We start from the raw sequence: 13,346 nt of genomic DNA, 5'->3' as shown, positions 1-13,346 counted from the left end.
ATCCGAGCAAACACCCTTTTTAACACCAATATGAAAAAACTGCGATTCGTATGGCCCACGGTCATTTTTCTGCTTTGGGTTGCCGCCTGCAAACCTAAGGAGGAGGATGTAACCCCTTCAACCGCTACTAATCCAGACTGGACGGCTGAGTCGCATGGCAGTGAGGTTTCACCCAACTATGCAGTTGTCTTTCCGCAAGAGGCCGTTAATTCTTTAGAAATTACCATCCGGAAAACACAATGGGATAGTATCAGAACCGATATGAAAGCCAAATATGGTAATGACTTTGGTTCCGGTGGTACAGGCGGTGCGGGAGGTATGGGTGGAGCTGGAGGAGGCCCGGGTGGTGGCGGAAATGGAGGAGGCGGTGCTGTATCTTTCGGAACAGACGAACCTGCTTACTTTGCCGTTACGATGAAATTCAACGAAAAAATCTGGACGAATGTGGGCTTTCGCCTGAAAGGTAATTCGAGTTTATCGTCAATCTGGCGTTCGGGTGTTTATAAACTTCCTTTTCGTTTGAATATGGATGAGTTTGAAGATAAGATTCCTGCCATCAAAAATCAACGCTTGTATGGTTTTCAGGAATTATCCATGTCGCCCGCTTATGGAGATAATTCTTTAATACGTGAGAAAGTGGCGGCTGATATTTTTAGGGAGGCAGGTGTTCCTGCAGCTAAAACTGCCTTCTACAAAGTATATATTGATTTTGGTGATGGTAAAAAATACTGCGGCATCTATACAATGGTTGAGGTAGTAGACGACACAATGGTAAAAAACCAGTTTACCGACGACCCCGAGAGTAAAGGCAATATATACAAGCCTGAATCGACCTTTCAATCTTTTACACAGAGTCAGTTTGAAAAGAAGAATAACAAGACCGAAGCCGATTATAGTGATGTACAGGCATTTATTACTGCCCTTAATGCAACGAATCGTATCTCAGATGCATCTATCTGGCGAGCCAACTTAGAAAAAACTTTCAATGTTGACCATTATCTGAAATATCTGGCTGTGAATAATACGATTGTGAACTGGGATGCCTACGGAGCTATGGCCCATAATTATTATCTGTATAATTCGCCGACAAAAAAGCTTATCTGGATTCCGTGGGATCATAACGAATCGATGAAAACCAGCGGAAGAAATGCAGTTTCGTTAGCTATGACAGAGGTTACTAAATCATGGCCTTTGTTGAGATACGTTGCTGATGATGCGGTATATTATGCCAAATACAAACAATATGTAGGTGAGTTTGCCAGTAATGTTTTTACAGTAGCAAAAATGGGAACGCTTTTTGACAAATATCATAACCTGATAGCCCCCTATGTAAACGGCAGCGAGGTAGAGCAGAAACCTTATTCTAATCTGACCAGTACGGCAGCTTTTACAACCGAACTGAATACACTTAAAACGCATGTGAGTACACGTAATCAGGCCGTGACAACATTTTTGAAATAACATTTTTATTCGTAGATTAACAGGCTGTTTGAAGCTATTACACCCGATATGATTGACCTACAAACATTTGAAAGCGTCTCTTTAGCCGAAATCGAAGCTGTTAAGCTGCTCAATCGGGTAGATAGTAAATACATCTTTCATACAAATGTATTATCTGAAATATTGGAGGAAATCAAGCCTTATTATCATATTCTGGAAATCAATCAGAAGCGCTCACATAGCTACGAATCTTTGTATTTTGATACTGATGATTACGCGCTTTATTACCAACACCATAATGGTAAACCTAATCGTTTGAAAGTTCGCTATCGTCGCTATTCAGACACCGGGCTGGTGTTTTTTGAGGTAAAAAAGAAAATCAGCAATAGCCGTACGGTTAAATACAGAGAAGAACGCATTAGTCTGAATAAGGAATTGCAAAATGACGATTATCAATTATTCAATCGCTTTCTACAAGAGCCCGAACGCTTACACGACCAACTCTGGATTTATTTCGACCGCATCACCTTAGTCAGAAAGGACTTCACTGAGCGCCTTACTTTAGACCTGAATCTGGTTTTCCAGAAAGGTGAACTAAAAAAGGCGAATCAAGGGTTGATAGTTGCAGAAATCAAGCAGGATAAAGGCTCAATCTTTAGCCCGATTGTACAAAGTTTCAAAAAAAGACATATCTCACAGGCAAGTTTCAGTAAATATTCCGTAGGAATCGCAACTCTTGAAAACGTCAAACGCAATTCGTTTAAGCCGGTGTTGAGAAAACTCGACAAAATATTGAGTGATTTAGTGAATGAGTGATTTAGTGATTAGTTTATTAAAGACTTATTTATATTATAAATACATTATTACTGTCACCATTCCTGGATTTATATCACATTTTCAGTCACCTACTCGCAAGTAAATAATCACTCAATCGCTCATTCACTCAATCACTAAATAAAAACTAATCACTCATTCACTCAATAGATTTCATGGAAGAACTCGAAGGCTCATCGCACACCGTTAATCATTTTTTAGGAGATAATATAGCAATAGAATTTGGCGTAAGGTTTCTCCTGAATATGATTGTTATTTTTATTCTGGTACGGGGCATTTATTACAATCGCTATAAGAATAAAGACTTTGTTTTTACATTCTTTTTATTCAATGTTGTCAATTTCCTGATTTGTTTTCTATTGAGCACAGCCAAACTGAAAATGGGATTTGCTTTTGGGCTTTTTGCTATATTTTCAATTATCCGATATCGCACGGTTACCGTGCCTGTGCGTGAAATGGGTTACTTTTTTGTTTGCGTGGCAATTGGTCTCATCAATGCGCTTACGCCACTCAATATGACTCATTATGAGTTAATTATAGCTGATGTGGTTTTAGTAGCACTTACTTTTGGCTTAGAGCATGGACTAAACATCAAACACGAGAATTTCAGAGAAATACGCTACGAAAAAGTAGAGTTAGTAGTACCCGAACGCAGAGATGAAATGATAGAAGATTTAAGAAAACGTATAGGTTTACCTATTCATAGAGTAGAGATACTGAATGTTGACTTCCTTCGGGATGTGGCTCGAATTCATGCCTTTTATTATTCGAACGAAAACGAAACTAAAAGTGCCGCTTATGGGGGTGGCGATAGCGATGATTAAGAAAAGAGCTATTTTTGCACAACCAAACTTACAATCAAAAAATGGCTGATGCACCTAAATTAGAAGTATGGCTCCGTGGGCCACTCCCAAATATCACTGCTTTATTACAACCGATTGCCCATGCACTCTTACAGGCACAGGAAGAAGTACATGCCATGATGGTTGATTTCCCGGAAAATCTTTTGTGGGAACGTCCATTCAATGTAGCTTCTCCGGCTTTTCATTTACAACACCTCACTGGTGTTTTAGACAGGTTATTTACATATGCCCGTGGCGAATCGTTAAGCACTATCCAATTGGGTGCTTTGGCAGCAGAGGGAAGGTTTAATGAAGCAATTACAGTAAAAGAATTGGTTTTTGCGCTCGACAGGCAAGTTGAACAATCTGTTTCGGAACTGGCGCAAACCAATGAAAGCATACTTACACAAGCCAGAGAAGTAGGCCGGGCAAAATTGCCTTCGACAGTTATAGGCTTGTTAACCCACTCAGCAGAACATACAACCAGGCATGTAGGACAGCTATTGGTTACAGTAAAGATTTTGACGAAATAAAGTATCCTCAGACAAATAATAAGGAATAACCGAAAAATGTAAAACAGAATAATGTAAACTCGAAAAAGGCGATTGCATTGTAAATATCCAGATCTATACCTTTAAGATTGTTTAAAATAAAAATGAGCCATTGGTTACCCAATGGCTCTCATAAAAGTGTGCTTCATCAGCTTTATAAGATACTCTTAACCCTTCTATTGAAAATAGCTTTCAGAACAAAGTAAATTACCAAAGCTGATAATACACCTGTAAGAAAGTCTGTTACAGGTACCATCACGGCTGTATAAACCATTATGGCAAATTCAAATTTACCTAAGTGCTTCACCTCTCTGATTTCGGCAGGCTTAATCATATTACTGGCAACCCAGATAAGGATTCCCCCAATACAAGCCATCGGAATCAACTCTAAATATTGTGCTAAATAATAAGCCATTACTAATTTCAGAATCGCCTTAAAATACCCTGCTAGTGGTGTAGTTGCTCCTGCTTTGATGCTGGTAGCTGTTCTTGCCAATGCTCCTGTACATGGGAAACCCTGAATCAAAGGTGTGATTATCTGTACCAACCCCTGACCAAAAAACTCTTTATCAGGATTAAAAGGCGTTCTTTTATTATTAGCCAGTCTATCAGCCATTGATGAGCAAAGCACACTCTCTACACCCGACACGAATACGATAGCTCCAACAAAATAGAAGATGTCTACAATTACCTGCGTTGTCATATTTGGTAGAGACGGAGGCGTGAACACAAAGAAATTGTTAGGGATTGCACCGTAGATGTCTTTTACAAGAATGATTCCTTTATCAGACAAAACGGTAGCCGAAAGCAGGGTAGCAACCCCTAACGCGATTATCGGGCCTGGAATAAAAATAGAAATACGCAACAGTCCTTTGGCGAGAGCAAAAGTTAATAAACCCAGAAAAATAGACCAGATATTTATTTTGTCGAGATTCTGAAAGGCGCTTTGCAAGTTATGTATGATACCCCCCTTTATCTCTTCATCCTGTCCCAGCAGATCCTTGAACGATTCAATACCTAGTACATCTTCTAAATTGGTAAGGGCAATAGCAACCGCAATGCCTACCGTAAAACCCACAATGATTGAGTTAGGCACTAGCTTTGCGAAACGGCCAAAACCATAAATGCCCATGATTATCAGGATAATACCTGCGATAATCGATACCAATACCAGAAAACCATGCGCCACCTCAAATGTTCCTCCACTGGCAGGCCCATATTTGGTAAATAAGGCGGCTATTACAGGAATAAATGCCGCCGTAGGACCATATACCTGATACTTTGAGCCACCAAACGTACGCCCGATTATACAGGCCATAGCTCCGGCAATAATCCCGTTTTCGGGTCTCATGCCCATGGCCATGGCAAATCCCATCGCCATTGGTATGGCTGTCATGGCTACAATCAAGCCGGCGCTAAAGTCTTTGTAGGCTACTTTAGCCCAATTATCTTTGTTAATATCTTCCCAGCGGGAATCAAAAAAAGTAAAGAACAGTTTTATCCTCCCCAACGGTGTGGTAGGAAACGAGGTTTTGCTCATGGTGTTTTATTGGTTAAATAGATATTCGAGATGATCTTTCTCTGAAGCATCACTGTGGTCTTGCGGCCAGTCTATTTCCTGATAGTCAACAAAAGTCTGCCTGATAATACTTACCAGATCAAAGGCCTTTTTTGGCATTTTCAGGCGATACGTTTGCGGGATGTAGATGGCATCAATCTGATGATTTTCAACGAAGCGTCTTAATCCTCTTCTGCTTCGGTTATGAAACAGCTTGATGTCGAGGTCTGCTATCTGGTACTCAAATCTGTTTCTGAGTACTTCAAGTGCATTCTTAAATTCGGGGGTAATCTTACTGGCTATTTTGCTTTCAGGTCTATAAAAAAGTAATTCTGTAATCGAGTCTTCAAGATACTCGGCATAAATAAGAATGACATGGTGGGGATTACCAGAACTTCTTTCAAGCGCATATTTTAATGTGTTGAGAGAAGCTACCCGGAAGTCAATGGGAATCAATATAGTTTTCTGCATACCTAATACATTTAATTATCAGGTACAAAGGTCTACAAACCACATTAGTCGGGTCTAAGAACCGAATTAAAATACATTAAGAGAGATTAGAATTAGATTAGAAAATTACTTAATCAGCTTAGCAAGCGGGAAATTAATTTGTACACTCGTGCCACTATTGGCCTTGGAAGTAACTAAAAGTGTACCATTGTGCAGTTTAATAATATTTCGAGCCAGTGGTAAACCAATACCATAGCCCTCAAACAAACGTGTATTTGAAGCCCGGAAGAATGGGTCATAGATAAATGCCAGTTCATTTTCAGGGATACCTATTCCCTGGTCTTTAATGAAAAGCAATACCTGATCCTGACTGGCACCAATATGTACCGATACTGGTTTATTATGCGAATACTTGCAGGCATTATTCAATATATTAGCCAAAGCCAGATGTAGCAATTGTTTATTACCATTAATTTTGAGTTTCTTGGGGTCCTCTGGCAGAAGGCTTAAATCAACCTGTATTTTATTCTCAGGATTCAGGCGGTCAATCAGCCCCTTTACTTCCCATATAACCTCATCAAGCCTTAGAATTTCAAGGACTATTTTCTTGCCTTTGTAACCTGTCTGAGCCAGAAAGAGTAGTGATTTGGTTATCTGGTTGAGCCTTTCAGCTTGTATTACCACATTCTGCAATACTTTTTGATAATCTTCCGGTTTGCGCTCTTTTATCAAAGCCACATCGGCCTCACCCATGATTGCTGTGAGAGGTGTGGCTAATTCATGCGAGGCATTGCTGATAAAGTTTTTCTGGGTTTCAAAAGCAGTCTCTATCCTGTTCAGTAAATCATTGAAAGTACTCGCTAATTCGCTGATTTCATTGTTATTTTCCGGCTCTTTCAGCCGTAGATGGATATTTTCGGTGCTGATTTGTTTTACTTTATCTATCATTTCTTTGATAGGATCGAAGAAATGTTTTGAGAAATAAATAGAGAGATAGACCGTAACCACTACTATAAACAAAAAGCCCCAGAGCAGAATATTTCGTAAGAAAGTAAGATGGTGAGAAACGAACCGACTATTAGCTGATACGATGGACAGATAAGTAGCATTATTGTGCTGCAATTTAATTCCTCCATAAAAGGTACTTCCCTCCTGATGTCTGCCCCTGCCATCTTTCATTAAGGCTTGTAATAAAGATAAAGGTAAATGATACTTAGTTGCCTGCTCTTCTAATGATACGGTAGGAATAATTCTGATAAGATATTCTTTTTCTGCTTCAAGTTTCTCGAGGTGTTGTTCTCGTATCTTTTTAAAACCTTCAGCATTAGCGCTATCAATTTTCAGGTTATATCTTGCCCCAATGTTAGCCCGGGTTTCCAGACGTTTATAGAAATCAACATATGAATACTCATTCAGGAAAAAGTATATCCCGATACCAAAGAGCAGCAATAATCCAATATTAAATACTACTAACGAAACAGCTATTTTGGTTTGGGTTTTCATGCTTCTTTCAACACATAGCCCATACCGATAACCGTATGGATGAGTTTCTGCTTATTTTCTGAATCTATTTTCTTACGCAAATAATTGATGTATACATCTACTACATTTGTTCCTAAATCGAAGTTAATGTCCCAGGCACTTTCCAGTAAATCTAATCTTGATAACACCTTTCCTCTGTTTTTCATTAGTGTTAAAAGCAGTCGGTACTCGGTGGCAGTTAATGAAATGGCAATTCCTGCTCTTTCAACTGTTTTGGCATCATCATTAATCTTCAGATCAGCCATCGTATATACGTGTTGGAAGGTTTCTGGCGCTGCCTCATTTTTAATAACCGATCTGCGTAGCAATGCCTTGACTCTGGCACTTAGTTCAATAAACTTAAAGGGTTTTACCAGATAATCATCTGCACCTGTATTCAGGCCTAAAGCAATATTTTCAGAAGTACCTAAGGCGGTCAGGAATAGAATAGGCGTCTGAATGCCATCTGCTCTTATTTCCTTGCATATTTCTAAGCCGTTTTTATCAGGCAGCATAATGTCGAGAATAATCAAATCAAATTCGCTGCCTAATGCCATATTAAGTCCTGTAGTGCCATCTAATGCCACAGAAACTGCATAATTCTCTTCTGACAAGCCACTTCTGATAAAACTGACTACACTGATTTCATCTTCTACAAGAAGTATTTTTTTCATAAAACGCTGTATAGTGTAGGTGGAGTAACTTCATAATAATTGCGTATATGTTGCAAAGATAATAAATAATTGCTTTGGGAATTTAGCTATATTTCTTAGGCAAATAGGTGTTATACCCAATATTCTTGTGTCCGCCACTTAATAAAAAATTTTCTCTTTGTTGACGAATTCCAAAATGTTATAAGTCTTTTTACTTAATTTTGACACACTTAAAAGTAATTACAATCACTTTAATTAGCTTTACCATGAAAAAACATTTACATGCCATTTTATGGATTGCCTTTGTTGCTATTAGTCTTTATTTTCCTTCTCAAGCACAAAGTGTAACCATTGATCCCAATAATGCGAATCCGGGACCTATTATCAATGCTTCATCTGTCCAAAAAGGGTTTCTTCTACCCAGGATGAATGAAGCCCAACGCACAGCTATCAGCAACCCTACAGCAGGTCTTCAAATCTATTGTACCAACTGTGCTGGTGGTGCTGGCCCTTATGGCTATAACGGCTCAGTCTGGGTACCTATGTTTAATACTGCCGGAATTACATATGCTATTGGCCAAAGCGCCCAAGGCGGCAAGATATTTTATATAGATGATTCTGGTCAGCACGGTCTGGTTGTAGCCACAGCCGACTATAACGCAAGTGCAACTGTTGCCTGGATAGCTGGTAGTAATATGAATACCAACGCAGTGAGGTCAGGTGTTTATGGCGGCGAATATAATACACAGCGGATTAACGAGGTTCAGGGAAATGGAATTTCGGCGGCTCTGGCTGCTGCTCAATATGACGGAGGTAACTATGGAGACTGGTATTTACCGTCAAAATTAGAACTTCAGTTGATGTATAACCAGAGAGCCAATATTGGTATGGGAGGAGTGGCACTGACTTACTGGAGTTCTACAGAAGTACCTGCACCCTATGGTGAGGTTTCACTGACTGCTTATTATCTCAACTTTAGTAATGGAAGCCAGGGTACTACCGCTAAAAGTACTGCTTATAGAGTCCGCCCTATCAGAAGATTCTAACATTTCAATCTCTAAAAGACATTTCTTATGAAAAAAATATCCATTTTACTAGTAATGCTTCTGGTCACTATCGTATTTTCAGAAAAGACCTTGGCACAAGCTACCCGTACCTGGGTTTCAGGTGTGGGCGATGACGTCAATCCTTGCAGCCGCACAGCCCCTTGCAAAACATTTGCCGGAGCTATTTCTAAAACTGCAGTAGGCGGTGAAATAAATGTATTAGATCCGGGGGGGTTCGGTGCCGTAACAATAACAAAATCAATAACAATTGATGGAAAGGGAACAATGGGGCATATCCTCTCACCCTTGGTTAATGCTATAAATATTACTACTACACCTGGCATTACAGTGACACTCAGAAACCTATCTATTAATGGTGCTGGCACTGGTACAAATGGTATAAGAATTACTGTCCCCTCAAATGTTCATATTGACAATTGTACCATTAATGGAATTACGTCACCAAGTGGTGCTAACGGTAATGCCATTCTGGTGGACTACACTACTGCTGGCAGTGGGATACTTACCGTCAAAAATACTACTATTTCAGGGCCAGCTGATATGAATGGTATAAGTGTTAAATGTAGCACAGCTGTAGCTACAGACAAAGTAATTGCTTTTATTGACAATGTGCATATGCAGGATATAGGAACTGCTGTTATATCTAAGACTGCTACTGAGATTAACGTAGTAAATTCTTATATATCTAATAGTATCATAGCGATTTCTCCCGAAGCAGCAGATTCAATCATACGCCTTTCTAATACAAGTATCATGAACAATGGCACAGGTATCGGTACCGGATCTGGAAAAGTCATTTCATTTGGTAACAACCAGATAATTGCTAACACGACAAGTGCAAAACCTACAGTAGTTAGTTCTACACAATAATATACGATAGAATTTATAAAATCAAAAGTTCAGTTCTTGAATAGCAGAACTGACCTTTTGATTTTAAATGGTAATAACTCAATCTAACACAATAATAAGGATTGAATTATCTTAAACTAAGCGATTATTTTTTACACATGACCTGCGTTTAATATAGCCATATCTCCTCACTAAATGGTCTATTTTGTTTTTAAATAATTAACAGTAAAATCAACAAAAACTACAATTTCGCCCGATTTTCATATACCAATTTTTCCTTCGATAAAAAAAACTTTTATGGGTCAAGGTTAAAAAATGACTCAAATCCTTTTATATAACTTCATGAAGTTTTAAGAATTAATCTTATTTATTTTTAAACAACTATCTCATGAAAAAGTATTTCTCTTTTATTTTAACTATTGCGTTAATTACCTGCTGTTTTAGATTTCTTCAATAAATAGGTACGCAACTGGTTGATACTTTTGATTGCTGCTTTTTTATTATCTTTCAATAATAAGTCATAGATACTCTTAATCTGAGCTTTTGCTTCCTCTCCAGAACTCAGATTGGCCACTGCTATTTCCAACTGATATAGCAAACCCTTTATTTGCACCACATCGGCATCCATCAATATAGCAGCTCTTAGCTGGCTGGCATTTTTTTCAAACTCAATACTGTTTTCATATTCAGTAGCTTTTTCTATCGAATAGCTTTGCCTTTCGAAACTCTCTTCCGGAACCCCATTAAAAGCGTAATAACAAATGATTAGCATAAAAACGAAAACAGATAAAAAATTCTGAAAATAGGTCTGACGAAGAATAACCATAGTAAAAGAAATTTTTATTACAAAATACCTGCTTTAAGATTAAGTAGAGTTTATCTGAATATTAAGAAAAAATAAAGATTAAAGGTTTTAGAAATCGCCATTGTCCTGTTTTATTCATTTTTAGGTCATTAAAAGTGTCGTGTTAGCAGTTTCTTAACATTACGGCAATAGTGTGTTTAAATCTTAACACGACCTTTGTGGCATCAAAATGAAAAGAATATGAAGAAAATACCCTATCAATTGAATCAGTTTCACTGGAAATACACTACCAGAATAGTGGATGGCTTTAGTGAGGAACGTCTCTATGAGGATTCAGACGACGATTTTTTTGAAGAAGCGTTTGAGGGCGATGAATTTGATGAATCCTACGAAGATGAAATCTCTATCAAAGAGATGAAATTAGCGGCTTAAGAAATGTTTACACATACGTTATATAGTTTGTTTAGGTTAATTGATTGAAGATTAGCAGAGGAATTTTTCTTCTGCTTTATTTTTTTTCTTTACATTTTAGTAATATCCTCTTAATCAACAATTTACAATAGTTACGGAAATTTGTTGACATGAATAAAGGCAAACATTTTCGGACAATCGTGCTTTCAGACCTTCACTTAGGAACAAGTGGCTGCAAAGCGAAGGAGGTAACTGAATTTCTTAAACAATACCGCTGTGAACGGCTTATCCTTAATGGAGATATTATTGACGGCTGGCAACTAAAAAAATACGGTAACTGGAAGAAAAAACATACTGCGTTTTTCAGAGTTGTGCTAAAAAAGATGGATAAACATGATACCAAGGTTATTTATCTACGCGGTAATCATGACGATTTTCTTGACCAGATTCTCCCATTGGTTATAGGTCGACAATTTCAGATACGAAGAGATTATATCCTGAAATCGGGAGATAAACGCTTCTATGTAACACATGGCGATGTTTTCGATAGTGTTACTACCAACATGAAATGGCTGGCGCATCTTGGCGATTTAGGCTATACTTTCTTACTCTGGCTGAATAAAAATTATAATAAATATCGTGAGTGGAGAGGGCTACCTTATTATTCGCTTTCACAACAGGTAAAGCAGGCTGTAAAAATGGCCGTCAGCTATATTAACGATTATGAGGAAAAACTAGCTGAACTAGCCAAAGCAAAAGACTGTGACGGTATTATCTGCGGGCATATTCACCAACCGGCTATCAGAGAAATAGATGGAATAATGTATCTGAACTCGGGCGACTGGGTTGAAACCATGTCAGCACTGGTAGAAGATTTTGATGGAAACTGGAGTCTGGTCTACTATTCTGTAAGCGATTGCAAGACAGAGGAAGACCCAGAAGAAGTTGAGATGAATGAGGAACTCAGCAAGGAAGAAAGATTTGTTTTACCAAGAATAGCAGCCACTCTATGAGGTTTTTATTGATTATACAAGGAGAGGGACGTGGGCATCTGACCCAAGCCATTGCGTTGACCGAGATATTGGAAAACAATGGCCACACTGTAGCAGGTGCATTAGTAGGAACTGCTACCGGAAGAGAAATACCCACTTTTTTCAGCGAAAACTTCAAAAATACAATTATTCCTTTTTCAAGCCCTTATCTGGCCTATTGCCAGAAAACAAAGGCACTGGATATACCAAAAACCATTACCCATACATTTCTTAACCTGCCGGCATATATTCGCAGCCTTAAAAAAATCCAAATCCATACATCAGCACTGAAGCCTGATGTTATCATTAATTTTTATGATGTTTTAGGCGGACTTCACCAGTTTATGTTTCGCCCTAAAATACCAATGGTTTGTATTGCACACCAATATTTATTGCTCCATCCCGATTTTCACCACCCAAAAAATCATTGGTTAGATAAAGTTTTAGTCAACACTAACACGCGCATTACAGCCTTAGGTTCAACAAAAAAACTGGCACTCTCGTTTACACCATTCGACGACGCTAAAAACCAGAAAATCTTTGCCATTCCACCCTTGCTTCGGTCAGAGCTATCAAGGTTAAGTACCAATGTCCACAATTATCTGCTGGCTTATGTAACGCAACATTCATTGGCTGAGCAGATAATGGCATGGCACGATAAAAACCCTGATACGGAAGTACATTGTTTCTGGGATAACCCGACATACAACGATACTTTCCACTATTCACCCAACCTGCATTTTCATAAAATTAACGGTAAAAAGTTTTTAGAAATGATGCAGAATTGCCGTGGATTAGTAACTACCGCAGGTTTTGAGTCAGTATGTGAGGCCATGTATTTAGGTAAGCCGACACTGATGATTCCTGTACCTAAACACTACGAGCAAGCCTGTAATGCCATAGATGCTAAAAGAGCCGGAGCCGGAATTACAGGGGCAAGCTTTGATTTAACCGAATTTATGAATTATCTGCCTACACATAAAGACATAAGCCGTGACTTTCAGAGCTGGTATAGCCATGGTAGTTTCATCTTCTTAAGAGAGATTGAAAGCTTGTTTAATGCATCTAAACGCCGCACCATGCGCACCACATTCCGCCGCCTTGATGTTGTACCTCAATTAGTCAAACGCTTGGCCTTATCGCTTGTATGGCCTCTGACAAGAAATTAAGATATATACTGACAACTGTTTCAGTTAATCCTCTATCAGAACAGTTCCTATGTTAACGCATGCAGTGTCCCAATAGAAAATTTGCTGAGAAAATCATAGTCATGAAAACGATACAATAAAAAAACGAGCTAGTGCTCGTTTTTTTATTGAGTGATTGAGCGAATG

The 13,346-nt window shown here is 38.6% G+C and carries 14 protein-coding genes; 9 read left to right on the top strand and 5 right to left on the bottom strand.

From position 1 onward, the window contains the following. The first annotated feature begins 30 nt into the window (after positions 1-30). The 4 genes from D0T08_RS07880 (at position 31) to D0T08_RS07865 (ending at position 3,649) form a co-directional block, all read left to right on the top strand. Entirely contained in the window at positions 31-1,461 is a 1,431-nt protein-coding gene (locus tag D0T08_RS07880) for a CotH kinase family protein (protein WP_116982079.1), read from the top strand. Positions 1,462-1,509: 48 nt separating this feature from the next. Continuing rightward, entirely contained in the window at positions 1,510-2,256 is a 747-nt protein-coding gene (locus D0T08_RS07875) for a polyphosphate polymerase domain-containing protein (RefSeq protein WP_116982078.1), read from the top strand. Positions 2,257-2,429: 173 nt separating this feature from the next. Continuing rightward, positions 2,430-3,098, top strand: a complete 669-nt coding sequence (locus tag D0T08_RS07870) for a DUF4956 domain-containing protein (RefSeq protein ID WP_116982077.1) — start codon at positions 2,430-2,432, stop codon at positions 3,096-3,098. Between the two features lie 41 nt (positions 3,099-3,139). Then, positions 3,140-3,649 (top strand): DinB family protein, encoded by a 510-nt coding sequence (locus D0T08_RS07865; protein ID WP_116982076.1) that lies wholly within the window; start codon positions 3,140-3,142, stop codon positions 3,647-3,649. A 172-nt stretch (positions 3,650-3,821) separates the two neighbouring features. Here the strand turns inward: D0T08_RS07865 and D0T08_RS07860 are convergent, their stop codons facing one another. The 4 genes from D0T08_RS07860 to D0T08_RS07845 form a co-directional block, all read right to left on the bottom strand. Next, positions 3,822-5,207 (bottom strand): SulP family inorganic anion transporter, encoded by a 1,386-nt coding sequence (locus D0T08_RS07860; protein WP_116982075.1) that lies wholly within the window; start codon positions 5,205-5,207, stop codon positions 3,822-3,824. Between the two features lie 6 nt (positions 5,208-5,213). Further along, positions 5,214-5,696, bottom strand: coding sequence for a universal stress protein (locus D0T08_RS07855; protein WP_116982074.1), 483 nt, complete (start codon positions 5,694-5,696; stop codon positions 5,214-5,216). A gap of 105 nt (positions 5,697-5,801) precedes the next feature. Next, a complete protein-coding gene (locus tag D0T08_RS07850; protein ID WP_116982073.1) occupies positions 5,802-7,178 on the bottom strand; it encodes an ATP-binding protein in 1,377 nt (458 codons plus the stop codon). Beyond that, a complete protein-coding gene (locus tag D0T08_RS07845; RefSeq protein ID WP_116982072.1) occupies positions 7,175-7,870 on the bottom strand; it encodes a response regulator transcription factor in 696 nt (231 codons plus the stop codon). The genes D0T08_RS07850 and D0T08_RS07845 overlap by 4 nt, the downstream gene beginning before the upstream one ends. Positions 7,871-8,115: 245 nt before the next feature. On the opposite strand from D0T08_RS07845, the gene D0T08_RS07840 reads away from it, so the two are divergent. After that, positions 8,116-8,895, top strand: a complete 780-nt coding sequence (locus D0T08_RS07840) for a DUF1566 domain-containing protein (RefSeq protein WP_116982071.1) — start codon at positions 8,116-8,118, stop codon at positions 8,893-8,895. 27 nt (positions 8,896-8,922) lie between these two features. Further along, positions 8,923-9,786: a right-handed parallel beta-helix repeat-containing protein gene (locus tag D0T08_RS07835; protein ID WP_147322732.1), complete on the top strand. Its 864-nt coding sequence runs from the start codon at positions 8,923-8,925 to the stop codon at positions 9,784-9,786. Positions 9,787-10,189: 403 nt separating this feature from the next. Here the strand turns inward: D0T08_RS07835 and D0T08_RS07830 are convergent, their stop codons facing one another. Beyond that, complete coding sequence (locus D0T08_RS07830; protein ID WP_116982069.1) at positions 10,190-10,591, bottom strand: hypothetical protein; 402 nt, start codon at positions 10,589-10,591, stop codon at positions 10,190-10,192. 219 nt (positions 10,592-10,810) lie between these two features. On the opposite strand from D0T08_RS07830, the gene D0T08_RS07825 reads away from it, so the two are divergent. The 3 genes from D0T08_RS07825 to D0T08_RS07815 all read left to right on the top strand — a co-directional run bounded on the left by D0T08_RS07825 (position 10,811) and on the right by D0T08_RS07815 (position 13,181). After that, entirely contained in the window at positions 10,811-11,002 is a 192-nt protein-coding gene (locus D0T08_RS07825; RefSeq protein WP_116982068.1) for a hypothetical protein, read from the top strand. A gap of 149 nt (positions 11,003-11,151) precedes the next feature. After that, positions 11,152-11,994, top strand: a complete 843-nt coding sequence (locus D0T08_RS07820; RefSeq protein WP_116982067.1) for a UDP-2,3-diacylglucosamine diphosphatase — start codon at positions 11,152-11,154, stop codon at positions 11,992-11,994. Beyond that, entirely contained in the window at positions 11,991-13,181 is a 1,191-nt protein-coding gene (locus D0T08_RS07815) for a glycosyltransferase family protein (protein ID WP_116982066.1), read from the top strand. Before D0T08_RS07820 ends, D0T08_RS07815 begins: the two co-directional genes overlap by 4 nt. Positions 13,182-13,346 lie beyond the last annotated feature (165 nt).

The organism is Emticicia sp. C21, from assembly GCF_003418935.1.
Lineage (GTDB): Bacteria > Bacteroidota > Bacteroidia > Cytophagales > Spirosomataceae > Emticicia.
Note: the sequence above shows the minus strand (reverse complement) of the source record. Positions and strands in the feature narration are given on the sequence as shown.

Excerpts from the sequence above, each read along its gene's own strand:
- D0T08_RS07880 (WP_116982079.1), top strand. The coding sequence starts at position 31 with ATGAAAAAACTGCGATTCGTATGGCCCACGGTCATTTTTCTGCTTTGG.
- D0T08_RS07875 (WP_116982078.1), top strand. The coding sequence starts at position 1,510 with ATGATTGACCTACAAACATTTGAAAGCGTCTCTTTAGCCGAAATCGAA.
- D0T08_RS07870 (WP_116982077.1), top strand. The coding sequence starts at position 2,430 with ATGGAAGAACTCGAAGGCTCATCGCACACCGTTAATCATTTTTTAGGA.
- D0T08_RS07865 (WP_116982076.1), top strand. The coding sequence starts at position 3,140 with ATGGCTGATGCACCTAAATTAGAAGTATGGCTCCGTGGGCCACTCCCA.
- D0T08_RS07860 (WP_116982075.1), bottom strand. The coding sequence starts at position 5,207 with ATGAGCAAAACCTCGTTTCCTACCACACCGTTGGGGAGGATAAAACTG.
- D0T08_RS07855 (WP_116982074.1), bottom strand. The coding sequence starts at position 5,696 with ATGCAGAAAACTATATTGATTCCCATTGACTTCCGGGTAGCTTCTCTC.
- D0T08_RS07850 (WP_116982073.1), bottom strand. The coding sequence starts at position 7,178 with ATGAAAACCCAAACCAAAATAGCTGTTTCGTTAGTAGTATTTAATATT.
- D0T08_RS07845 (WP_116982072.1), bottom strand. The coding sequence starts at position 7,870 with ATGAAAAAAATACTTCTTGTAGAAGATGAAATCAGTGTAGTCAGTTTT.
- D0T08_RS07840 (WP_116982071.1), top strand. The coding sequence starts at position 8,116 with ATGAAAAAACATTTACATGCCATTTTATGGATTGCCTTTGTTGCTATT.
- D0T08_RS07835 (WP_147322732.1), top strand. The coding sequence starts at position 8,923 with ATGAAAAAAATATCCATTTTACTAGTAATGCTTCTGGTCACTATCGTA.
- D0T08_RS07830 (WP_116982069.1), bottom strand. The coding sequence starts at position 10,591 with ATGGTTATTCTTCGTCAGACCTATTTTCAGAATTTTTTATCTGTTTTC.
- D0T08_RS07825 (WP_116982068.1), top strand. The coding sequence starts at position 10,811 with ATGAAGAAAATACCCTATCAATTGAATCAGTTTCACTGGAAATACACT.
- D0T08_RS07820 (WP_116982067.1), top strand. The coding sequence starts at position 11,152 with ATGAATAAAGGCAAACATTTTCGGACAATCGTGCTTTCAGACCTTCAC.
- D0T08_RS07815 (WP_116982066.1), top strand. The coding sequence starts at position 11,991 with ATGAGGTTTTTATTGATTATACAAGGAGAGGGACGTGGGCATCTGACC.